Below are 22,839 nucleotides of genomic sequence, written 5' to 3'. Positions count from 1 at the left end.
TTAGACTGTTGGACAATGTTGAAGAACTAGAAAAACTATGTCAAAAAATCATTGCTTTAGACTCTAAAATGCGTTCAGCCAGGCTCATCAATAGCCGGGGACACCTTACTGCTGGTGGAATGAAGGGCGGATTACATTCTCTTGAAACTCAAAAACAAGATGAAATGATGTTCATGGAACTTGCATTACGAGTTAGAATGAGACATGAATTTGATAGCGAATTCGGCGAAGTACATTTTTCAATGTCATATAGAGACAAAGTAATTGTGATGAGTTTTCCATTAAGTAATGATGAAGTATTGTTACTGTCTTGTGAAAAAGATATCAATTTTGGAAAATTACCATTCAAAGTTCTCAAGATTATAGAACCTCTAAAAAAATCTCCGATGAGTACTTTCTAATCATAACAACTTAATTCATCCTTACCCTGTTTCAATTATGGATAAAGAGCAACATGTTAGCTGGTCTGAAATTGATTCATTGATAGAGCGACTGTCTGATCTTGTTTTAAAATCAAAAAAATTTTCTAGTATTACGACTCTGAGTAGAGGTGGATTAGTACCATCTAGATTATTGGCAGATCACTTGGGAATTGAAAAAATCTTTGTTGATGAAAAAGTTATACCTGCAAATTCCTTAGTTGTTGATGATATTTTTGATTCTGGAAAAACATTTGATAGAATTATTTCAAAATCTGAGGATTCTTCAAAATTACTTTATGCGACACTATTTGCAAGACGCGGACAAAAATTTCCTTCACAATTAATCTATGCTAAAGAAACTAACAATGATGGCTATATTGTATTTCCTTGGGATAAAATAGAATTTGAAAAGTCTAAATGATAAAATCTTTTATTCGTCTTTTAGCATTTGCCTTAGCCCTGCACATCTATTTCTAATTGTTACTTCTGTAACTCCTGATGCAATAGAGATTTCTTTTTGAGATTTTACTTCACCTGTACTGATACATGCAAGATATAGTGCTGCTGCTGCAATTCCCATAGGATCTTTTCCTGCTACTATTCCGACTTCTTTTGCTTGATTTAAAATTGCAATTGCTTTTCTTTTACTTTTTTCGCTAAGTTCTGCGATACTTGCAATTCTGGATACTCCTTTAACAGGATCAACTACTGGCATTTTTAATTCTAATTCTCTAAAAATTAATCTATAACATCTTGCAACATCTTTTCTTCTAATGTTGATTCCTTTTGCAATGTCATCTAAAGTTCTAGGAGTTTCTGTATTTCTACATGATGCATAGAGACATGCTGCTACCAATCCTTGAATAGAGCGACCTCTCACCAGTTTTTTCTCCATTGCCTTTCTGTAAATATAAGCTGCTTTCTCGATTACTGCGTCAGTTAAAGCAAGCTTATCTTTTAGTTTGTCCATTTCATTTAGTGCTTGTCTCAAATTTCTATCTGCTGATGAATGTGCTTGACTTCTACTGTCCCAAGTTCTCAATCTTTCAATCGAACTCTTCATAGATGTTGAAAGTGGTTTACCTGTTGCATCTTTATTTGCTGCACCAATAACTGTGGATAATCCCATGTCATGCATTTTCAATGATGTACCTGCACCTGTTCTGGCTTTGTTTCCTTCATCATTTGAAAATGAACGCCATTCTGCACCTGTGTCTGAAATTTTATCTGTAACTACTATTCCACATTTACTACAGAACAGCTCCCCTGTATTTTGATCTGTAATCATTTTTTTATCACCACATGATGGACATTTTGGACCGCTCATCATTGCATTTTTAAGCATAATAGTCACAATTGCGAAAATACCTTATTATTCATTTTACCAAATATCTACAGGTTAATTGGGTGTAGGTTGAGCTAATTCTTGTTCTCAATTTTTAGAACATGATCTATTTTTTTTAAATTTAATTCAACAAACAGTATGCATATGATGGAGTAAATGATGGATACATTATGTTATTTTTTTCATTAATGTGTTTCAATCCAATTGAATGCCCTAATTCATGAGTCATAATTGTTTCAACACTGTTTACATCATATAACTGAAAACTACCGTCACAATTGTAATCTCCTAATGTAACTTCTACAACTCCTTTTCCAATATGCGCATGCCCTAATACTCCGTCTCCAATATTGCGTACAACCCATGTTACCCATACGTTTGCTTCCTGTTTTAGATTAGTTACAGTAAATTTTATTTTTGCATTTTGTTCATTAGTTGATAATTCTTGTCCTTCCCAAAAACTGAAAGAATTTTTTAATGTATCTACATGATTTAATGGAAGACCTGTGGGTTGATCATTAATGAATACTTTGTAGTTAATGATGTACACTCCGTCGTCAATTTGATATGTAGGATCTGGGAATTTGGATGATGCCCTTTTAACTTCTTCTTCAAAATTCCATTTGATATAATCTCTTAGGAATTTTTTAATTACATCTCGACTTGGGTTGGGATATTCGATGTATCTTTTTTCTTTTGAGATGTTATTTGAAATATCTCTGAGATATTTTTCAAACAAATGAACCTCCAGATCTAATTCTTTTTGAGTTTTCTCTGGTAATTTCTCAATTTTGATTTTAATAATTCCCTTTTCAATCAAATATTGGATGGCTGTTACAAACTCTGTATCTTCTAATTGTTTATCTGCCCACCACCCTGCATTAGTTTTTACCCATTCTGGAATTTTTTCATTTGATTGGCTGATTAGATTTACTGGTGGAATTTGAATTATTTTGTTTTCTATTAGATAAATCAAGGCTGAATTAAATTCTGAATCTTCCATACTTCCTTCTGACCACCATTTTGCAATTGGTCTTATCCATTCTGGGATTGATATTATTTGCACTGATTTTGATTGTTCAGGCTTTTCAGTTGGTGTATAGGGATATTTTGAAATTACATTGTTGATAAATTTTTTATAATTCTTTATCACTATACTGTCTGGTTTTTCAATTGATGCTTTTTCAAAATATGTGATTGATTCTTGATATTCTCCCAAATATCCAAAACCAACTCCCATACCTGTCAAAGAAATAATGTCATTGGGTTTATACTGTAATACTTTGAAAAATTGTTTTAGTGAATTAGTGTGTTCATCAAGATTGCTTAGGGCAATCCCTTTCATTTTTAATGTCGAAATATTGTTCGGAGCAATCTCCAGAATCTTATCGTAAATTACTATTGCTTGTTTGTATTCTCCATTGTTAAAATAACCATTAGCTAAATTAAACATTTTTTCAGGATCATCTTCTGTTTGAGCAAATACTGATTCACCATAAATTGTCAAACAAACCCCAATCACAAATAAAAAATAAATAATTCTCTTCATGGATTTTTTTATATTTTTATTTTGTTTATAGTTTATTTCCAAATTGTACTTCATTTATGCTCCTTTTTATGGATAATTTTTGGTATTTACACCCTTTAGAAAATCTTTAATTCATTAACAATTACGTGATTCTATATTGACAAATATTGGTGCTGGAGAAATTATTTATGATTTACGGAAAAAAATTCAACAATTACAATTTGATTTAGAACAATTAGGTGAACCTGCAAAGAATATCCCTGAAATGATTGAATCTGCAAATTTGCTGCGTTCAAATGAATATCTTTTAAAATCTGATGAAAAGAAAACAGAATTGATAGGTGCATATGGCCAGTATTCAAAAGAGCTTGAAGAATTACTCTCAACTGTTTTTGATATTCAAAAAGATCTTAAAGACATTTTAAAAGAACAATCTACACTAATTTCTAATTCCTCAAAAAAATCAAAACCTAAGAAAAAACTATCAAACCCTAAGAAAAAATAATCTTATTTTGATAAATGTATGATGTCCCCTGCAATTATTCTGTGATTCTTATTGTTGTTTGAAACAATGAGTGCTCCATCATCGTCAATTTTTATGGCTTTTCCTTTAATTTTAGACTCTACAGTGTTCAGTTCCACATTTTTACCTATTGTTGATGACCTTAATGTCCATTCTGAAATTATTTTTTTAATTTGTCTTTCATTAAGAGCCTTGTAAATTTTTTCTAATTCTAACAAAAATGTCTGTACTAATTGAATTGGTTTAATGTTTTGTTTCTGGTCACTTAGAGATGCTACTCCGTAAAAATTTGGAGTTCCCTTTAGTGATTTTTCAATCTGTTTTACATCCACATTAAAATTTATTCCAACTCCTAAAACTAGTTTTTCAATTTTATTTGATTCTAATGAAACATCTACCAACATCCCTGCCACTTTCTTCCCCTTTATTGTCAAGTCATTTGGCCATTTTAATTCTGGTTTAATTGAAAATACTTTCTCAATTGCTATTGATAATGCAAGTGATGATGCAATTGGAAATAATGTTGTAATTGAAATATCAAATTTTGGATGCAGTATTATTGAAATCCATATTCCGCCTTTAGGTGAAATCCACTTTCTTCCGTCTCTTCCTTTCCCTCCTGTTTGTTTTGCTGCAACTATTATTGTACCGTCATTTGCAACATCTTGAGCCATTTTTAACGCCTGGTTTTGAGTTGAATCAATTGAATCAAAATAATATGCCCGTTTACCTATGATTTTTGTTTTTAAATTTGAAGTAATTTCCCATGGAAGTAATAATTCTGAATTTGAAATTAATTTGTATCCTAACTTTTGTTTTGATTCTACATTGTATCCTAACTCTTGAATTTTTTTAATATGTTTCCAAACTGCCACTCTACTGATTCTTAATACGTCACTCAAATCTTGACCTGATAGATATTCTGTATTGTGAGTTTGCAAAAATGTTAGTACTTTGATTAACCCTGGATTATCAAATGAATTGTAAATCAACTATGTGTTCTTTTTATCTCAACTATAAAACACACACTAGAATCCGATATCAAAGTCAAATCCTCCATCATCCATACCTGCGTCATCCATGTTCCCATCCCCTGTATCGGGTATTTTTTCCGGAGCCACATAATCTGTCATTGCCATTCCCATCATGCTGAACATCATTGAAAACATCATCATATCCATTATTCCAAAGAACATCATTGATGGGATGAATGATTTGTTATCTTCCATTTCTTGTTTTAATTTCTCCTTATCTCCTGTTTTGTATAATAGTGACATTTGATTCCATTTTGTTTGCAATTCATGAACTCTTTCATCGACTTCATTGGATCCCTTGTCGGTAACTGTGATTTCTACTTTCATCCCGAAAAGTCCCTTTTTTTCTTTAGCGTTGATAAATCCACGTTTTTCTAACTGCTCTAAAATTAAATTTAATTCCTCAGGTTCAATTTTTGTCATTTTTTGAATTTTATCAAATTTCTTTACTCCATGTTTTATTGCACCTAGTACAATGAGATCTTTTGGCTCTTCATTCATGCTATTTCTATTTCTTGGCTTTTAAAATATTCTTTGTTCTTTTTGGGATTTAAAAATTATATTCACCCTGATACAATCTTCGTTGTGGAGCGAGATTCTTTTTCCGATCAACAAATCAGTGTGATCCTTTCATTAACCAAAGTAGCGGTAGTGGGAATGTCTAAAAATTCTTCAAAAGCTGCACATTATGTGCCAAAATATTTGTCTGAAAATGGATATGATATAACACCTGTAAATCCAACAACTGATGAAATATTGGGGAAACAGTGTTACAGTTCCATCTCTGAAATTGATGGAGATATTGACATCATTGATATTTTCAGACCTTCAGACCAGGTCTTACCATTTGTTGTAGAGGCAATTAAAAAAAAACCTAAAGTGATTTGGCTCCAAGAAGGAATTCATAATCCTGAAGCTGAAAAGTTAGCCACACAAGCTGGAATTAAAGTAATTTTTAATCGATGTATGTTAGCAGAACATAAGAGATTGTCGTAATGGCTAATTTTGAAAATTTTTATCATGATTTATTAGAATTTGCTAAAAAATATGAAAATCAAAACATTCCATTAAAAATTGAAAAAGATCTTGATAATGATATTGTGAAAATATTTGGGGAGAAAATTACTTCTTTAGCAAGAGCTCAAAATGGTCTTAATGACGTAACTGAACTCTCATACACAACTGCTGAACATCATCCTTACTGGAATTTGATATACAGTTGTTCTGAAATCACTAATAGTGTTTTAGAAAAGTGGAAGGGATCTCTTTCTGAAGAAGATTTTTCTGATATTGAATGGGCAATTAAAGAACTACAGGAAACATTAGAAAAAATAAAAAAATCTCATCATTCCTAGGCAGAGATAAATATTCTGAACTGTTCATAATTACATGCCAATCAAGATAGGATTAATTGGTAAAACCAATACTGGCAAGACCACCTTTTTCAATTCTGCTACCCTGTCTTCTGAAGAAATTTCATCATACCCGTTCACTACAAAGTCTCCTGTATCTGGAGTTGCACATGCAATCACTCTATGTGTGCATCCTGAATTTAAAATTCAAGATAATCCAAATAATTCAAAATGTCTTGATGGTTGGAGGTACATTCCAATTGAGTTAATCGATTTACCTGGCCTCATTAAAGATGCTTGGAAAGGTAAAGGTCTTGGGAATCAGTTTTTGTCAATTGCTGCACAATCTGATGCGCTACTTCATGTAGTTGACGCATCTGGTGGAATTGATTCTTCTGGAAAAATTACTGAAGTTGGAACTGGGGATCCGATATCTGATTTTGCAGATATAGAGGAAGAACTGATCATGTGGTATCATAAAATTCTAGAAGGTAATCGAGATAAGGTTTCTAAATTAATTAAATCTGGAACTGATGTTGATGATGCCATCACTGATCTTTATCGTGGAATCGGCGTCACAAAAATTCATGTTAGAGAAACATTTCATGCAACCCATCTCGAAGAAAAAGATTTTGATAACTTTGATATGATTGATAGTAAAAAATTTGCATCGCATTTACGGAAAATATCAAAACCTACATTGATTGTTGCAAATAAAGTTGATGTTGAAGGTGCTGACAAAAATTTTGCTAGATTAAGAGAACGATATAATGATTCTATAGTAATTCCAGTTAGTGGTGATAGTGAATTTGTTTTAAGACGTGCAGAACAAAAAGGATTAATTAAATATTCTCCTGGGTCTGAAACATTTGAAATTATAAAATCTGATGACTTGAATGAAAAACAAATCAACGCATTAAATTTTATCAAAAAAGGAATTATGGGTGAATACATGAGAACTGGAGTACAGTTTGCAATTAATGTGGCTGTCTTCAAACTACTCAAAATGAATTCTATTTATCCAGTAGCTGATGAAAAAAACCTTGCAGACAAAAAAGGAAGGGTATTGCCCGATTTGATCTTGTTAAAAGATGGTGCAACTATTAATGATCTTGCAAAAGAGATTCATTCTGATTTAACAAAAGGCCTTCTTTATGGAAAAGATTTGAGATATAATTTGAGATTGCCTACTGATTATCAGTTAAGGGATAGGGATGTTGTCTCTCTTGTTAGTGCTGCAAAAAAATAGTTTATTTATTGAATTTCATTTTTGATTTTATACAAAACATTATTTGTCATTTTCAACAAACTGTCTATTTTTTGGTCTCCTGCAAATGTTTTTGTCATGTATTATAATTCCCAAAAATGGTGATAACCAGTTGTATGTTATGCGGTATAACAACTACCTAGACGTGCCTAGAATCAATCATTCTCAATATGTGCAAATGATCTATCTGGCACTGTTAACTCTTCAAAGATTTCAGGTTGGATGATTTTTGCCAGAATTTCAATTCCTTCGATTGTGCGTATACTTGGTTTACTGAAAAATGAATTTGCATCTACTGCAAAAATTTGATTATTTTTTACTGCTTTGAGATTTTTCCATTGTTTGTTATTTTTTAGAAATTTTTCATATTCTTTGATGGTCCTCTCTGTGTCAAAACCGCAAGGCATCAAGACGATGAGATCTGGATTTGCATTCATAATCTCATCTATGTCTAATCTTCTAGAGTGTTCTCCTGTTTTACTGATCATATTAATCCCTCCTGCAATTTCAATCATTTCTGGAACCCAATGACCTGCAGTAAAAAATGGTTCAATCCATTCTATTGCAAGAACTTTGATCTCTTTGGAATTATGATTTTTTCTAATGTTCTCGATTCTTTTTGATAGTGACTCTGTAATTTCTTTAGCTTTATTTTTTTTATCAATTATTCTGCCTAATTCTGTAACTGAACCAATAATTTCATCCATATTGTGAGGATCCATTGAAAACAATGATGGTTTTTTTTGTAGGATTTGAACTGCTTTATTTACCTGATTAGTATAAGCTGCACAGACCTCACATGTTTCTTGTGATATGATTAGATCTGGATTTGCATTTTTTAGATTTTCTTCGTTTAATACAAAAATATCTTTTCCATCCTTTAGCAATTGACATGTTACTGTATCAATTTCTTTACTGGATAATTCGTCTGAATTTATTACAGAATTAATTACTTTTGGCTTTGATGTTGCATCTTTTGGATATTTACATTCATGAGTTACACCGTATAGATCGTCTTGTACGCCAAACTCATATAATAATTCAGTAGCACTTGGTAAAAATGAAACAATTCTTTTCACTGTCATACTTTTTGATGAGAAATAATCCCTTAAACATTAACTGTTAACCTCTCATCAATTTTTGTAATTAGGCAAGTTACTCAAGAAAATCCTATTTACTGAGGGTAAAATAGGCACAAAATAAACGGTTTTCCAAGAATGTCGATTAATGAAATTATGATTGATAATGAAATAATTCTATAATGTTGTGTTAAAATGTATAAAATTCATACTTTCAAATCCTGTTTTATATCTAGTTCACTCTAAATGATTTTTTGGAAAATTGTGGAATGTATTTAATAACTCTAGACTAAATTTTGATTCGATTAAGGTCAATGATTTTTCAGTGATGTCATTAACTATTTTTTTGTAATGTAAATTATGATAAAAAAAATTTTGGGGTTTTTATGGGATTTGATTTCCGGTAATTGATTATGACATACAAAAATGAAAGGATTATTAGTAATTTTTAATCAGGTAAAAAATTGACTTCAGATTATAAAAAAATAGCAATAGATCTTCTAAACACCGGAATGTGGGATCAGGGTAGATTGAGATTCATTATAGAATGCATAGAAAAGAACAAACCAATTTACAAAACAGACAAGGCATATTTAGAATCCATGAATAAACAACTAGAAGACAAGATACAGAAACTGCAAGGAAGCACCGTTAAAACAACTGAGCCAAAGAAAAATTATCCAAAGACATTAATTTCTGATGAAGATCTCGATGAGATCATAGATAAACAAAGATTAAAGGCAATAAAAACATCCCCGACTATAAGAAAAAAGAAATCATTCCTGACAAGGTTATTTTCTAGATAAATGAAAAATAAATTTTAACTCATCAAATATCTAGAAACAGTTAGATGACAGATTTAATTTAAAAAATTATTGTCAGAATTAACCGATAAGCAACAAAATGAGAATATCAAAAAAATGAAAAAAGATCTTAAACAACAAAAGAATACCATTGAAAAATTAGAGAAAAAAATAAATTTTCTTCTAGATCAAAATAAATTAAAAAAGAAATCAAAAATATAGTTTTTGTCACATTTACTGAAATTATAATCCTAAATTTGGATGATTTTATGGTAGATAGGCAAGTTAATAGCCATATTTCAGGCATGATTATGCGTGTCTTCTGACTCTCAGGAAATTAGACGTTCAATTTTAGCAAAATGGCACGAGACTCTTTCAAAACATGGGAATCTATTTTCTTCTGACTCTGTCAGTGGTAGTAGTCCTCCCTCGGTTTTTGTTGGTTCTCATAATTATCCCAAAGTCTTTGTGGGTCCAATGGTTCCTCCCATCCATGGTGACACTAGCTTACTTGATAGTCCAGAACAATGGAAAGGAAAATCATTAGAAGATATAGTGAATTTTAGATTGAATCTTGTTCGAGGCATTAAAAAAATTGGAATTAAAGAAACAGATGGACGTTATATTGAAAGTCTTCAAGAATTAACAATGTCTTCTAAACCAATTGATTCTGATTTAATATTTCAAAAATCTACATTGTCCAATGTTTCTTTAGATGGTGAAAGTGCTCCCTTTGGTCCTATTGGTGAAATAAAAACAGCAAAGTTCTCTGGTTCATCTTCTGTAAAATCTTTAGAAAAAACATACTATGACAAAGATTTGAAAGCTCAAGATGCTGTTTTGAATTTATATAATTCTGGAATTGAAATTTCTAAAATTCAAAAATGTTTTAGTATTGGAATGCTGGGTCAGAAAAGAAAATTAGTTCCTACCAAATGGAGTATTACTGCAACTGATGATATCATTTGCAAATCTCTCACTGATGACGTTTTAGATTATTCTTTAATTGATTCACATAGAATCTTCTCGTACGAACATCTCGGAAACATATTCACTATTGTATTGTTTCCCCATCGATGGGTCTATGAGATGATTGAAGCATGGTATTCTAATGGGGTTTTAGGATTTGGTTCTGATTATGAGGATGCTCGTGGAATTGATCATCCGCCTGCAATTGCTGGAGCCTATTTTGCAGCAAAATTAGGTGTCTTAGAGTATCTTAAAGAGAAGAAAATTCAAGCAGGAGTTGTAATTTTACGTGAAATTCGTCCTGAATATGCAATCCCTGTTGGCGTATGGCAAGTTAGAGAAGGTGTACGTGAGGCCATGAACCAAACTCCTATGATTGCTGATGATTTTGAACATGCTTTATCTTTGGCATCAAACAAAATGAGTATCAGTAAATCAGAATGGCTGTTACATGGAAATATTGTAGAATTAATTCGGCAAAAAACAATTTCTGATTTTTTTTAAAATAATTGCTTTGATATAAATTCAAATTCTTTTTGAAATAATGTGATCTCTAAAAACGATAGAATAAATTCAAGTTAGTGGAACCATAAAATTATGAGTGACGTGGATGTTGAATCAGAGTATTCAAATTATGGGAAATATTCTATTGATGACTTTCTTGAACTTTCTTTTCCTAATGTCACTATTCGAATTAAAAAAATAGGCAAAAATACTTTTTCTTATGATAAAATAGACTCTGAAGAAAAAATGATTGAAAAAATAATCCCTACTTCTTCTTCAATTCTTACTATTGAAGTAGCTCCGATTAGACCTTTGAATCACCCCGCTCGAAGAACTAATTATTTGTATTTAGATCTTGAATCTCCTATTTTTCTTTCTAGTGGATCATCTGCAATTGTTTTCATTAATTGCCCTATTGAAATTGGTGTTTTTTTAATTCATGATGGAGTTCCTGAATCTCTAGATTGGTTTACTTGCAACTCACTGGATTCTAGATTTTGCCTATATGGGCCTCCTGAATCTGGAACTTTGTGTAAATATGCTCATTCTGACATTGTTGAATCTCATGATTCATCAATTCCATATGTTAATGGTGTATTGGAAATTAATCTTAAAAATGATTTATCCAAAGGATATACTATATCTAATCTCGTTTTTCCTATTTCTGGCCATTCCCTATATTACAATAATTCAAAGACAATCTTTGATTCTTTGACAGCTGTACTAAAGAAAAAACTAACTCTGGAAATCCTTGATGCTAAATCTTTAACAGTTCAAACTGATTGGAAACAATCTCCAACATATGAGCGAACAGAACAGACTAAATCTATCGATATGGGTGTTGAATAGATTGGTTTTTGAATTTTTACAGCCTTTATCTGAAATTGAAATTACTGGAGGATTAACTGTTCTTTCATTATTATTTGGAGGAATAATTATGGGCGTTGGAATAATTATTGCTAGAACTACACGATTACTTTTTTCAAAGTATTATGCCCCCAAATTACCTCAAGATTCTGCTAAAAATTTTAGTAAACTAATTTACTTTGGAATTATCATCTTATCTTTCCTAGTTTTTACTTCTACAACTGGGGTTGATTTTTCTGGATTGATTGTAGCGGGAGGAATTTTTGGAATTATAATTGGATTTGCAACACAATCAGTAGTATCTAATCTAATTTCAGGAATTTTCTTAATGATTGAAAAACCAGTTAAACAAGGAGATAAGATTGAAATCCCTGGAACTGAAATATCTGGAACTCTTTTAGATATTGGTACTTTTTCTGTTCGAGTAAAAAAATTCGATGGGACTATTTTGAGAGTTCCAAATGAATCCTTTTTTACTTCCAATATACGCTCCTTAAGCTCAACTCCGGTTAGACGTTCAGAAGGAATAATTGGAATTGCATATAGGGAAGATATTGACGGTGCAATTTCAGTTCTTGAAAAAGAAATTCGTTCTTCAATGCCTTTTGTTTTGACATTGCCAAAACCTGAATTTAGAATAAAAGAATTGGCTGATTCAAGCGTAAATATTGAAATTTTGGTGTGGTATCCTAGAGATGATTGGGACCAAGTAGGCCCTAAGTTGCTTAAAGTTGCTAAAAATGCTCTTGATGCTGCAGGAATTGAAATCCCATTCCCTCAACGTGTTATTTGGAAAGCAAAAGAGTAGTTATGCTGTTTTTTGAAGTTGTTTTTTCTCTGCTCTTTTCTTTTTGATCAAACTGAACATTATCATTCCAACATTGATTATTGAAACAATTTCAATTAGATCTACTCCATACAAAAACCAGTCAATTACTGGATGCACTCTAGATACAATCCCTGCTTCTAACATGATATCTGCATTCCATATCATATGTGGAACTTGAATGAATTGTATGATTGCAATTAAAACAACACTTCCTAATATTTTATTTTCATACCATTGCCAAAATTTATTCCATGCATTCATGTATTGTATTATTTTTTTCTTCTATTAAACAACACGAAAATTAGATTCTCCTAATTAGACTCTCCTAATTTTTCTAGGCATGATTAATGTTAGTGTAAACTAATTAGTAATACCTAATTTTATTTTTCTGCATTGATAATTTCTTTACGCATCCAAATTGTTTTTCCTTTATGATCAATTAATTCAATATTCATTTCGTTTAGTTTGTCTCTGATTTTATCTGCATCTTCAAATTGTTTTTCGCTTCTTGCTTTCTCTCTGTCTATGATCAATTTGTCAATTTCTTCTTTTTGATCATCTGTTATTTTAGGAATTTCTAATCCTAGTATCTCTAACATTCTTTTTAGTTCCTCTTTGATTATTTTAGAATTATTTATCCCAAGTTTTTCTTCAGCAGCCAATCTGTTAGTTTCTTTTACTAACTGAAAAAATGAAGATAATGCCAAGTGTGTGTTAAAGTCCCTATTCAAAGCAGTATCAAATTCCATGCCTGTTTTGCTGACAAATTCATTAATCTCTTCACTCTTTTCATTATTAGCATGAATTAATTCATAATGACAAGTTTCTACTTGTCTCCATTTTGTAAGATTCTCTTTTAATAATTCCTCGGAATAATCTATTGGTTTTGAATAGTGTCCTGATAAACAGAATAATCTAATTATGTTTGGTCCCCAGTTTTCTAATACATGTTTAATTGATTTTACATTTCCAATTGATTTTGACATTTTTTCTCCATCAATGGTAACCATTCCAACATGCATCCAAATTTTTGCAAATTGAACTCCTGTACAAGATTCAGATTGTGCAATTTCATTTTCATGATGTGGGAAAATTAAATCTCGTCCGCCGCCATGAATGTCAAAATTTTCTCCTAGATACTTTATACTCATGGCTGAACATTCTATGTGCCACCCTGGACGTCCTTTGCCCCATGGGCTGTCCCATGTTGGCTCTTTATCTGATAATTTCCACACTGCAAAATCTAGGGGATCTTTTTTCTCCTTATCTACTTCTATTCTTGCCCCTGATTGAAGCTCATCAATTTTCTTTTTAGATAATTTTCCATATTCTGGAAATTTTGATACTGAAAAATATACTCCATTTTTTGTTGCATATGCAATATTTTTTCCAATTAATTTCTCAATAAATTTTATAATATCTTCAATGTGTTCTGTTGCTTTTGGATAATTTGTTGCACGTTTTACATTTAATCCGTCAAAATCGTTAAAATAGTTCTCAATGTATTTTGTGCTGATCTCTTCAGCTGTTTTATTTTCAGTCGTTGCACGATTAATTATTTTGTCATCTACGTCTGTAAAATTTTGAATAAATTCAATTTCAATTCCTTTGCTTTCAAGATATTTTCGTAGTACGTCAAATACTATTATTGTTCTTGCATGACCTATGTGAGATTCATCATATACTGTAACTCCACAGAGGTAAATTTTGACATTTTTTGAAATGTCTACCTCTTGTTCTGCTTTGGATAATGTGTCTAACAGCTTCATTCTATTCTCTATTTGGTTTCTGGGGTTGCAATCTTTTATGTTCACTGTTTATGTGTAATTGTTTAATTTTTTCTATAGTAATTCGTGAAATCCTAGTGTTTTTCTCTATTTCATCAATTGACAATTTTTTCTCTAACATACAATACAAAATAGAATCTATTTCTTCGTACTGTGTTCCTAATTCCTCTTCTGCCTCATGGTCTTTCCAAAGATGTGGACTGCTTTTTTTGGAAATAATATTGTCTGGCACTCCTAGATGTTTAGCAATTTCTCTTACTTGTAGTTTGTATAATGAAACTATTGGTGTGATATCTGATGCGCCATCACCAAATTTTGTAAAATATCCTATGTTGAATTCACTTTTATCACTTGATCCTAAAACGAGATAGTTTTTTGCATTAGCATAATAGTATAGTATGTTTGTTCTCACTCTAGCTCTTAGATTCCCTCTAGCTTTTTCATTTGGTTCTAAATACATTGAATATTCGTTTATGATTGGTTTGATATCTATTAACTTGTACTCAATCCCTGTCAATGAAATCATTTTGAGTGCATCTTCTGTTTCTGATTTGGGAGTGATTGATGTATCTGGCATTATTAGTGCAAGCGTTTTATCTTGTAGTTTTCTCTTACAAATGTAAGCTATTACTGCAGAGTCTATCCCTCCACTTAATCCTAAAATAACTCCTTTTGATTGATTTTTTTCTATTTCCTCCGATAGAAAATTCTCTATGTTCTCAGTAATTTTTGAATAATCTTGATTTTTAATTTCATTTACTATTTCTTGATTCAACAATTGTTTTTGGGAATGTGTGAGAATAAAACTTATTCCTAATATCTAATCCGAGTCTGTTTTTGGGATTAAAATGGTGTGATGCTCTGATAATTCTAGTTCATTTTGATAAATTTCTTGGATTTTTTTAGAATTAATCTGCTAGATTATTTCTTACTCTCTTTCTGTCTTATTTTATCACATCTATCACAGAGTTTGTAATTTTTACCGACTCCTCTAGAACTTCTACAAGATGTCCCGCATTTTTTACAGATGTAATCCATATGTTATTCCCAATTAGCCACTATACTAACTACTATTATCAATCCTGAAACTCCTGCCAACAAACCGCCTAACAGAACCACTACAAGTAATGATGTGGCAATACCGATAACAATCACAATAACACCGATGATGAACACAATCATGAATTTTCTGATACATTCTGACATGATTCTAAACTGCTTAATTTACACTTGAAATTGTATCTTTTGTATAAAAAACCCATTATGTATTTTATTTTGAACAAACAATATTCCATATACTTTGTTGATGTAATATTATTACAGAATTATCTGTGCCCAACATAACCCATACCTAGCACTGGGGAAGGGATTCCCTTCTCTTTTGCTGCTTTCTAGTCAAAATATTATACTTTGTAATGATCTTAACTGTTTTCTAAAATCTCAAATGTTGTTGATGCTATTTCGACATTTTTGTACTGTAGGATTACTTGATGAACTCCAATTTGTGATTCATTTGTAATATGCATGATGGTATAGATTTCTCCTTTCTTAGATGCATAGGTGTTAATTTCCTTTTCTGATTCATCCGGAGAAATTATTGTAATTGTAACTTGTTCCCCTCTTGAATAGTCTTCAACAAATCCTAAGAAAACAATTTCTTGATAATTATATTTTGAACTTGGTTGTTGAAATTTCTCTTCATCTACTTCAACGTATGTTGTTTTCTCTAGTTCTTCTGCAAATGCAAATTGTGAGATACCTACTACTAGAATTGCTAATAATGCTGAGAGAACAATCTTACTTTGCATAATTCATTGTCTATTTTTAGATATAAAAGAAATGCTCAAACCTTCCATTTGTGGAATTTGTTCTATTTTGTCATGTTTTCACATTACACAAATGGTGACCAAAAATTGGTTGTATTTTTTTGAATTTACAGTGATATTTCCTAATTATATGTCGATATAGATTCCGTCATCTCTAGCTTGTACTGGGTATGTTTCAAGTTTGACATCTTTGAGATAATCAGTCAATTGTCCTGTTTTGATATTATAATGCCAAAAATGTAATGGGCATTCCACAATATCTCCGTCTAATTTTCCTGGTGCAATAGAACCATCTTGATGTACACAAAGATCATCCATTGCATGATATCCATCTTGATTGAAAACTGCAATTTGCTTTCCATCTACTTTGAAAGCTTTACCTTTACCTGCAGCTACTGCACCTTTATCTGCAATTTTCTTCCAAGTCAATAAATCTCTGATATCTTTGTCATTTATTTACATTCGCATGATAGAATTTTATAGCCAACAGGTTGGGTGAATTTATTGAGTAAAGTAAAGTCTAGTCCAAAATTGATCAAAGATGGTAAATTATCTTACGAATGGGCTCGATCTCATATGCAAATTCTTGATAATACTATTAATCGATATAAAAAATCAAAACCTCTAAAGGGAATCACCCTTGGATTTTGTCTTCACATTACTAAGGAAACATCCGTTTTACTAATGGGTGCTAAAGAATTAGGAGCTACAGTTGCATGTTGTGGTGGAAATCCTCTTACTACTCAAGATGATATTGCAGCATTTTTGGCCTCTCAAGGAATCAATGTTTATTCCTGGCATGGACAATCTGTAAAAGATTATGATTGGTGTATTGATCAAGTTCTAAAACACAAACCAACTATTCTTACTGATGATGGTGCTGATATGAACATCAAAGCACATTTTGATAAACGATTTAAAGACATGGAAATACTTGGGGCAACTGAAGAAACCACTGCAGGTGTTACAAGAATCAGAGCTGTAGAAAACCAAGGAAAATTACGTTATCCTGTTATTCTAGTTAATGAAGCATATACGAAGCACATGTTTGATAATAGATACGGAACCGGTCAGAGCACAATTGATGGTTATCTTCGTGCAATGAATCTGCTTATGGCATCAAAACGTGTTGTAGTTATTGGTTATGGATGGGTAGGTCGTGGTGTTGCATCTAGATTTAATGGAATGGGTTCTAAAGTTATTGTAACTGAAGTAGATCCTATCAAAGCTCTTGAAGCACACATGGATGGATTTGAAGTAATGCCAATGAGTGAAGCTGCAAAGATTGGTGACATGTTTGTCACATGTACTGGAATGACTAGTGTAATTAGAAAAGAACACATCATGAAAATGAAATCTGGTGCAATTATGGGTAATGTTGGTCACTTTGATGTTGAAATTGACAGTAAATTTTTGTTAAAATCTTCAAAATCCGTTAAAGAGGTAAGACCCAACCTTGATGAATGTACTTTGAGCAATGGAAAAATTGTATATCTTATTGGACAAGGTCGTCTTGCAAATTTGGTTGCTGCAGAAGGACATCCTCCTGAAGTTATGGCACAATCATTTTCAAATCAAATACTTTCTGTTTTGTATATTCTTAAAAACCATAAAAAAATGGAAAACAAAATCATCGATGTCCCTGAGGAAATTGATCAACAAATTGCAGTTGATGCTCTAAAGGCAATGGATGTTAAAATTGACAAATTAACTCCTGAGCAAGTAAAATACGCAAATAACTGGTAAACTTCTTAACCTCACTTCAGTCATTAAATAATATCAAATGAACAAAAAAGCTATAATCACAAGTGCATTGCCATATGCAAATGGCGAAATTCATTTAGGACATGTTGCATCTACTTATCTTCCAGCTGATGTAACTACTAGATTTTTAAAAATGAATGGTGTTGAAGCTTACTATGTTTGTGCATCTGATGATTTTGGCACTCCTATTCTAATTCAATCTGAAAAAGAAGGAAAAACTCCTACTGAATATGTGGCACACTGGAATAAGCGTGATTATGAGGATTTTTCAGCATTCAATATTGAATTTGACTATTTTTACAAAACTAGTTCTACTGAAAATATTTCCTTTGTTCAAGATGTTTTTAAAAAATTAAATGATTCTGGTCATATTTATGAAAAAGAAATAATTCAATTTTATTGCAATAATGATAAAAAATTCCTACCTGACAGATATGTGAAAGGCATATGTCCTTACTGTAAGGCAGATGATCAATATTCTGATCTTTGTGAGAGTTGTGGACGTGTACCTGAAGAAATTACAGATCCAAAATGCTCATTATGTGGAGCAACCCCCACAAAAGAAAAAACTAAACATTATTTTTTCAAACTCAAAAACTTTAGTGAATCACTAGCTAAATGGTTGGATGAGGCACCTCATTTACAAAAAGATGTAAAAAAATATGTTCAGAATTGGATCAAATCTGGACTAATTGATTGGGATATCACGCGAGATATCCCTTGGGGTGTACCAGTACCCATTGATGGTGCAGAAGGCAAGGTATTCTATGGTTGGTTTGATAATCACCTGGCATACATTTCAACTGCATTAAAATTCCTTAACGATAAAGGAATTGATGGAAAAGAATTTTGGAATTCTGCTGACATTTACCATTTTATAGGAAAAGATATTGTATATCATCACTATCTTTTCTTACCTGCAATGAGATTAGGAATTAATTCAGAATACAAACTTCCAGATTACATTCCAACTCGTGGGCATTTGACTTTACAATCAAAGAAAATTTCAAAAAGCAGGAATTGGTATATTGGACTAAAACAATTTTTAGAATACTATCCTGCAGACTATCTTAGATTTTATCTTGTATCTATTAATCCGTACTCTCAAGATGATCTGAATTTTGATTGGGATGATTTCACAACAAGAATTAATTCTGAATTGATTGGAAATCTAGGAAATTTTGTAAATAGAGCACTTGGTTTTACAAAAAAAGCATTTGATGGAAAAGTCCCAGAGCCTGATTCATTTGATGAAAAAGATTCTGAAGCTGAACAAAAAATTAAAAACTTTGCAACTGATTTGAGTGAACTCATGGAACAAAACCATCTTGATAGGGCTTTGAAAAGAATTATGGAGTTTTCATCATTTTTTAATCAATATTTCCAGCACAAAGAACCTTGGAAAAAAGGGCCTGGGACTGCAAATTGTGTGTATCTTTCAGTAAATGCTGCACGAGCGTTATCTATAGCACTTTTCCCTTTCTTGCCTAAATCTTCACAAAAAATTTGGGAACAATTGGGATTGGATGGTGAAATTAACAAATCGTCGTGGAGTGATATGTCCATACTTGGAATTTCACCAAATCATCTGCTAGGTGATGCATCTCCAATATTTGTTAAAGTTGAAGAGTCTGATATTGAAAAACACAAAAGTCAATTGGGACCTTCTGAATAATCATGAAGTCTATTCCACGAATTTCTACAAGAGGTTACTATGATCTTTCAAGTGGAGCAACTCTAAAAAATAATTCATATTACACATACCCCAAAAATGATTTTAAAAAATTAAACAATTCTCAAGAAATCACTATTATGATTCATGGTTTAAGAAATGATAATGCAGGAGCTATTGCTAAAGTTGTTCTAGCTAAAAAACAATTACGTAAATTAGGATATACTCATCCAGTAATTGGTTATAGTTATGATTCAAACACAACTGGTGCACATTTAATTAAACATGCAAAACATGCGCTTGCAGTTGGTCAAAAAATTGCAATAAAAAATGGAAGAAATCTTGGAAAATTTATTGAAGATTTCAAAACCACTAGTCCTAAAACAAAGATTAGATTAATGGGTCATTCTTTAGGTTCACAGGTAATTTTGAGCACTTTGGAATATCTTGCAAAAAAGAAACAAAATATTGGAATTGTAGAGGCTGTATATTTTTTTGGTGCATCAATTACTGAAGATGTTCCATCTTCAAAAAAATATGGGATGATCCTTCAAACAATAGTTAACTCAAAAATAGTAAATCACTATGCCCCAAAAGATGAAGTTCTTCTTTGGGCAAACAAGGAGAAATATGTTAAAGGTCCACTTGGTCTAAATGGTGCAATTGGAAAACCTGTGAAAAAATATCACCAAAAATTAGTAAAGCCTAAAAATCATCGTTTTGCAAGTTATGCTCAAGTTTTGAATTCTTACCCTTAATTTGATGAACGTGTGAGTCTAGTATGATTCGTACGTTAGTATTTTATACCAAAAATGAAATTCATACTTATCATGACAACAAGTATGGGCTCATCTAATAACAAATCTATCCTATATCATCTACATATTTTAGATGAACAGTATGATGTGCCTACAGATCTTTCTGAATACCCTTGTTAGAGTCTAGAATCATTTTTAGAGTAGGAATTCCAAAAATATCTATGAATGGAACTGCATGCGATGATTGCTTTACTGGATATCGACCAGGACAATTAATTTCATGTAAACAATGTGGTTCAGAATTTTGTGATAGTTGTATTAAAAAACACAAACATTGATCAAATTTAGAATCTTCAAAACTTCATAAAGTCTATTTTTAGCAAATCATTGTGGTACAATCGATAAATTTTGTTGTTTTAGGTAAACAAGATATTGCATCTGAGTTTGGAAAAAAAGGCACCGAATCTGATCTTACTCTTTATGATAGAAAAGAGTCAGACATTATCAAAACATGGGTAATTCCTAATGGATTCCCTGATAAAATCCAGCCGCTCTTTCAGGCAATTAATTTGGCAGAATATGTGATATTTCATGTTGATAAATTAGATAAATTTACTGGTGAGCAAATCATTGCACTTGATTCCTTGAAAAAAGAAAAGGGGATTTTATCTCATACTTTTGATGTTGATGAATCAAAATTAGAGATGATGATTAAAGGAACAGTAGTAGAAAACTACATCAAAGTTGAACAAGATAAAATTAAAGAAGAGATGGATAAACTGGAACCTATCACCAATGATGATCCTTCTGAATTATTAATTGATCATTGTTTTGATGTGAAAGGTGTTGGAACTGTGATTTTAGGTAAGGTGACAAATGGAACTGTAAAACAATATGATAATTTGAAATTATATCCTGCAGGAATTGATGTTTTAATAAAATCAATTCAAATGCATGATGATCCTGTATCTGAATCCATTTGTCCTGCAAGAGTTGGATTGGCAGTCAAGGGTGCAAAACCGGATGAAGTTAGTCGTGGAGATGTTATTTCAGTAGAAGGTGCAGTTGATGTTAAAACTGAAATTGAACTTGATTTTCAAAAGAGTCCATTTTACAAAAGTGACATTGCAGAAAATCAAGGCTGTCTAGTCAGTATTGGTTTACAAATTAAAGCTGCAAAATTCTCCTCTATTTCTCCGCTTAAACTAACATTTGAAAAATCAATCGTTTGCAAAAAGGGCCAAGTTGCAGTTGTTCTAAAACCTGAATCTACAACAATTCGAATCCTTGGTAGTGGCACTATCAAATAGACTGGTTTAATTAAATCAAAAATTATAATTGAATTATGGAACCTGCACGTTCATGTCCTATTTGCCCAAAATGCGGTTCAAAGAGATTCATTAGACTTGCAGGTGAGAAGGTTACTGTCAAATGTCGTTCATGTGATAAAATAATTGAAATTTAGATTCTATAGTTAATATTTGCAATATTTTTCCTAGAATCATGGCAAAAACATGGAAAGATGCCGATATCAGTCTTGATCCAATTAAAGATCAAACAATCGCTGTAATTGGTTATGGAATTCAAGGTGATGCACAAGCAAATAACATGAAAGACTCTGGTCTTAATGTAATAATTGGTCTTAAAGAAGGCGGTAACAGCTGGAAAAAGGCAGAAGCTGATGGTCACAAAGTAATGTCTGTTGCAGATGCAACAAAACAAGCAGACGTTGTACACATATTGATTCCTGACATGATTCAAGGTCAAGTATACAAAGATGAAATCGGACCAAATCTTTCAGAAGGAAAAGCATTGTCATTTTCTCATGCAGCTGCAATCTATTGGAAATGGATTGAAGCACCAAGCAACGTTGATTTAATCATGGTTGCACCAAAGGGACCTGGTTCTAAAGTCCGAGAAACATATCTTAATAATTTTGGAACTCCTGCAATTGTTGCAGTTGAACAAGATTTTACAGGAAAAGCTTGGGATAGAACATTGGGAATTGCAAAAGCAATTGGTAGCGCAAGAGCTGGATTAATCAAAACTGCTTTCAAAGAAGAAGTGGAAACTGATTGGTTTGGTGAACAAGCTGACCTTTGTGGTGGAGCAGCTTCTATGGTTACAAATGCATTTGAAACTCTTGTTGAAGCAGGATATCAACCTGAAATTGCATACTTTGAAGTTTTACATGAACTTAAACTCATTGTAGATATGATTCAGAGATATGGAATTAATGGAATGTGGAGACGTGTAAGTGAAACTGCCAGATATGGTGGACTAACACGTGGACCAATGGTTATGGATTCTACAAACAAAGAGAATATGAAAAAAGTTCTCACCATGATTCAAGATGGTACATTCAACAGCGAGTGGATTTCTGAATATCAGAAAAATGGTAAAGATGCATTTGACAAACACATGAAAGTATATGACGAACACCAAATTGAAAAAGTTGGTAAAGAAATGCGTAAAATGATGTGGCCTGATTCCACAGAATAATCTTTTTT

27 protein-coding genes are annotated in these 22,839 nt (G+C 31.9%); 16 read left to right on the top strand and 11 right to left on the bottom strand.

Features of this window, described 5'->3' with window-relative positions; all coding sequences use genetic code 11:
- Positions 1-8 precede the first annotated feature (8 nt).
- Complete coding sequence (locus tag ACW9W4_RS09595) at positions 9-401, top strand: DUF6659 family protein (RefSeq protein ID WP_457762233.1); 393 nt, start codon at positions 9-11, stop codon at positions 399-401.
- Between the two features lie 37 nt (positions 402-438).
- Positions 439-843 (top strand): phosphoribosyltransferase, encoded by a 405-nt coding sequence (locus ACW9W4_RS09590; protein WP_457762232.1) that lies wholly within the window; start codon positions 439-441, stop codon positions 841-843.
- Between the two features lie 9 nt (positions 844-852).
- Here the strand turns inward: ACW9W4_RS09590 and ACW9W4_RS09585 are convergent, their stop codons facing one another.
- Both ACW9W4_RS09585 and ACW9W4_RS09580 read right to left on the bottom strand, forming a co-directional pair.
- On the bottom strand, positions 853-1,767 hold the full coding sequence (locus ACW9W4_RS09585; RefSeq protein ID WP_457762231.1) for a transcription initiation factor IIB: 915 nt from the start codon (positions 1,765-1,767) through the stop codon (positions 853-855).
- Positions 1,768-1,888: 121 nt separating this feature from the next.
- Positions 1,889-3,316, bottom strand: a complete 1,428-nt coding sequence (locus tag ACW9W4_RS09580) for a M57 family metalloprotease (protein ID WP_457762318.1) — start codon at positions 3,314-3,316, stop codon at positions 1,889-1,891.
- 136 nt (positions 3,317-3,452) lie between these two features.
- On the opposite strand from ACW9W4_RS09580, the gene ACW9W4_RS09575 reads away from it, so the two are divergent.
- Positions 3,453-3,800, top strand: coding sequence for a hypothetical protein (locus ACW9W4_RS09575; protein WP_457762230.1), 348 nt, complete (start codon positions 3,453-3,455; stop codon positions 3,798-3,800).
- Positions 3,801-3,802: 2 nt separating this feature from the next.
- Here ACW9W4_RS09575 and ACW9W4_RS09570 read toward each other — a convergent pair whose 3' ends face one another.
- A complete protein-coding gene (locus tag ACW9W4_RS09570; protein ID WP_457762229.1) occupies positions 3,803-4,810 on the bottom strand; it encodes a biotin--[acetyl-CoA-carboxylase] ligase in 1,008 nt (335 codons plus the stop codon).
- Between the two features lie 36 nt (positions 4,811-4,846).
- The gene (locus ACW9W4_RS09565; RefSeq protein WP_457762228.1) at positions 4,847-5,353 is read right to left on the bottom strand and encodes a winged helix-turn-helix transcriptional regulator; all 507 of its coding nucleotides are present in this window, start codon (positions 5,351-5,353) and stop codon (positions 4,847-4,849) included.
- 84 nt (positions 5,354-5,437) lie between these two features.
- Between ACW9W4_RS09565 and ACW9W4_RS09560 the strand changes: the two genes are divergently transcribed.
- From ACW9W4_RS09560 to ACW9W4_RS09550, 3 genes are read left to right on the top strand one after another with little or no spacing between them, the layout of a single operon-like run.
- The gene (locus ACW9W4_RS09560; RefSeq protein WP_457762227.1) at positions 5,438-5,848 is read left to right on the top strand and encodes a CoA-binding protein; all 411 of its coding nucleotides are present in this window, start codon (positions 5,438-5,440) and stop codon (positions 5,846-5,848) included.
- Entirely contained in the window at positions 5,848-6,207 is a 360-nt protein-coding gene (locus ACW9W4_RS09555) for a hypothetical protein (protein ID WP_457762226.1), read from the top strand. Before ACW9W4_RS09560 ends, ACW9W4_RS09555 begins: the two co-directional genes overlap by 1 nt.
- Before the next feature lie 34 nt (positions 6,208-6,241).
- Entirely contained in the window at positions 6,242-7,453 is a 1,212-nt protein-coding gene (locus ACW9W4_RS09550; RefSeq protein ID WP_457762225.1) for a redox-regulated ATPase YchF, read from the top strand.
- Between the two features lie 173 nt (positions 7,454-7,626).
- Here ACW9W4_RS09550 and ACW9W4_RS09545 read toward each other — a convergent pair whose 3' ends face one another.
- Complete coding sequence (locus ACW9W4_RS09545) at positions 7,627-8,556, bottom strand: cobalamin-binding protein (protein ID WP_457762224.1); 930 nt, start codon at positions 8,554-8,556, stop codon at positions 7,627-7,629.
- A 458-nt stretch (positions 8,557-9,014) separates the two neighbouring features.
- Here ACW9W4_RS09545 and ACW9W4_RS09540 point away from each other — a divergent pair, with 458 nt between their 5' ends.
- The 5 genes from ACW9W4_RS09540 (at position 9,015) to ACW9W4_RS09520 (ending at position 12,501) form a co-directional block, all read left to right on the top strand.
- A complete protein-coding gene (locus ACW9W4_RS09540) occupies positions 9,015-9,356 on the top strand; it encodes a hypothetical protein (RefSeq protein ID WP_457762223.1) in 342 nt (113 codons plus the stop codon).
- A 69-nt stretch (positions 9,357-9,425) separates the two neighbouring features.
- On the top strand, positions 9,426-9,575 hold the full coding sequence (locus ACW9W4_RS09535; RefSeq protein ID WP_457762222.1) for a hypothetical protein: 150 nt from the start codon (positions 9,426-9,428) through the stop codon (positions 9,573-9,575).
- 93 nt (positions 9,576-9,668) lie between these two features.
- Positions 9,669-10,826 carry a hypothetical protein gene (locus tag ACW9W4_RS09530; RefSeq protein ID WP_457762221.1) on the top strand — a complete coding sequence of 386 codons (1,158 nt, stop codon included), beginning with the start codon at positions 9,669-9,671 and terminating at the stop codon, positions 10,824-10,826.
- A gap of 93 nt (positions 10,827-10,919) precedes the next feature.
- On the top strand, positions 10,920-11,675 hold the full coding sequence (locus tag ACW9W4_RS09525) for a DUF432 domain-containing protein (RefSeq protein WP_457762220.1): 756 nt from the start codon (positions 10,920-10,922) through the stop codon (positions 11,673-11,675).
- 1 nt (position 11,676) lies between these two features.
- A complete protein-coding gene (locus ACW9W4_RS09520; protein WP_457762219.1) occupies positions 11,677-12,501 on the top strand; it encodes a mechanosensitive ion channel family protein in 825 nt (274 codons plus the stop codon).
- On the opposite strand, the gene ACW9W4_RS09515 is transcribed toward ACW9W4_RS09520, so the two are convergent.
- The 6 genes from ACW9W4_RS09515 to ACW9W4_RS09490 all read right to left on the bottom strand — a co-directional run bounded on the left by ACW9W4_RS09515 (position 12,502) and on the right by ACW9W4_RS09490 (position 16,564).
- A complete protein-coding gene (locus tag ACW9W4_RS09515) occupies positions 12,502-12,783 on the bottom strand; it encodes a hypothetical protein (RefSeq protein ID WP_457762218.1) in 282 nt (93 codons plus the stop codon). It abuts the gene before it with no gap.
- 119 nt (positions 12,784-12,902) lie between these two features.
- Positions 12,903-14,291 (bottom strand): cysteine--tRNA ligase, encoded by a 1,389-nt coding sequence (gene cysS / locus ACW9W4_RS09510; protein ID WP_457762217.1) that lies wholly within the window; start codon positions 14,289-14,291, stop codon positions 12,903-12,905.
- 1 nt (position 14,292) lies between these two features.
- Entirely contained in the window at positions 14,293-15,084 is a 792-nt protein-coding gene (locus ACW9W4_RS09505; protein WP_457762216.1) for an NAD+ synthase, read from the bottom strand.
- A gap of 266 nt (positions 15,085-15,350) precedes the next feature.
- On the bottom strand, positions 15,351-15,515 hold the full coding sequence (locus ACW9W4_RS09500; protein ID WP_457762215.1) for a hypothetical protein: 165 nt from the start codon (positions 15,513-15,515) through the stop codon (positions 15,351-15,353).
- Between the two features lie 215 nt (positions 15,516-15,730).
- Positions 15,731-16,117 carry a hypothetical protein gene (locus tag ACW9W4_RS09495; protein ID WP_457762214.1) on the bottom strand — a complete coding sequence of 129 codons (387 nt, stop codon included), beginning with the start codon at positions 16,115-16,117 and terminating at the stop codon, positions 15,731-15,733.
- A gap of 144 nt (positions 16,118-16,261) precedes the next feature.
- The gene (locus tag ACW9W4_RS09490; RefSeq protein WP_179363412.1) at positions 16,262-16,564 is read right to left on the bottom strand and encodes a Rieske (2Fe-2S) protein; all 303 of its coding nucleotides are present in this window, start codon (positions 16,562-16,564) and stop codon (positions 16,262-16,264) included.
- Between the two features lie 75 nt (positions 16,565-16,639).
- Between ACW9W4_RS09490 and ACW9W4_RS09485 the strand changes: the two genes are divergently transcribed.
- The 5 genes from ACW9W4_RS09485 (at position 16,640) to ilvC (ending at position 22,831) form a co-directional block, all read left to right on the top strand.
- Entirely contained in the window at positions 16,640-17,881 is a 1,242-nt protein-coding gene (locus ACW9W4_RS09485; RefSeq protein WP_457762213.1) for an adenosylhomocysteinase, read from the top strand.
- Between the two features lie 37 nt (positions 17,882-17,918).
- Positions 17,919-19,574, top strand: coding sequence for a methionine--tRNA ligase (gene metG, locus ACW9W4_RS09480; protein WP_457762212.1), 1,656 nt, complete (start codon positions 17,919-17,921; stop codon positions 19,572-19,574).
- 2 nt (positions 19,575-19,576) lie between these two features.
- Positions 19,577-20,329, top strand: coding sequence for a DUF726 domain-containing protein (locus tag ACW9W4_RS09475; RefSeq protein ID WP_457762211.1), 753 nt, complete (start codon positions 19,577-19,579; stop codon positions 20,327-20,329).
- 389 nt (positions 20,330-20,718) lie between these two features.
- Complete coding sequence (locus tag ACW9W4_RS09470) at positions 20,719-21,639, top strand: EF-Tu/IF-2/RF-3 family GTPase (RefSeq protein WP_457762210.1); 921 nt, start codon at positions 20,719-20,721, stop codon at positions 21,637-21,639.
- 193 nt (positions 21,640-21,832) lie between these two features.
- Entirely contained in the window at positions 21,833-22,831 is a 999-nt protein-coding gene (ilvC, locus tag ACW9W4_RS09465; protein WP_457762209.1) for a ketol-acid reductoisomerase, read from the top strand.
- Positions 22,832-22,839: the final 8 nt, after the last annotated feature.

This window comes from Candidatus Nitrosopumilus sp. bin_7KS, from assembly GCF_054095835.1.
This window is presented reverse-complemented; position numbering and strand designations above follow the sequence as displayed.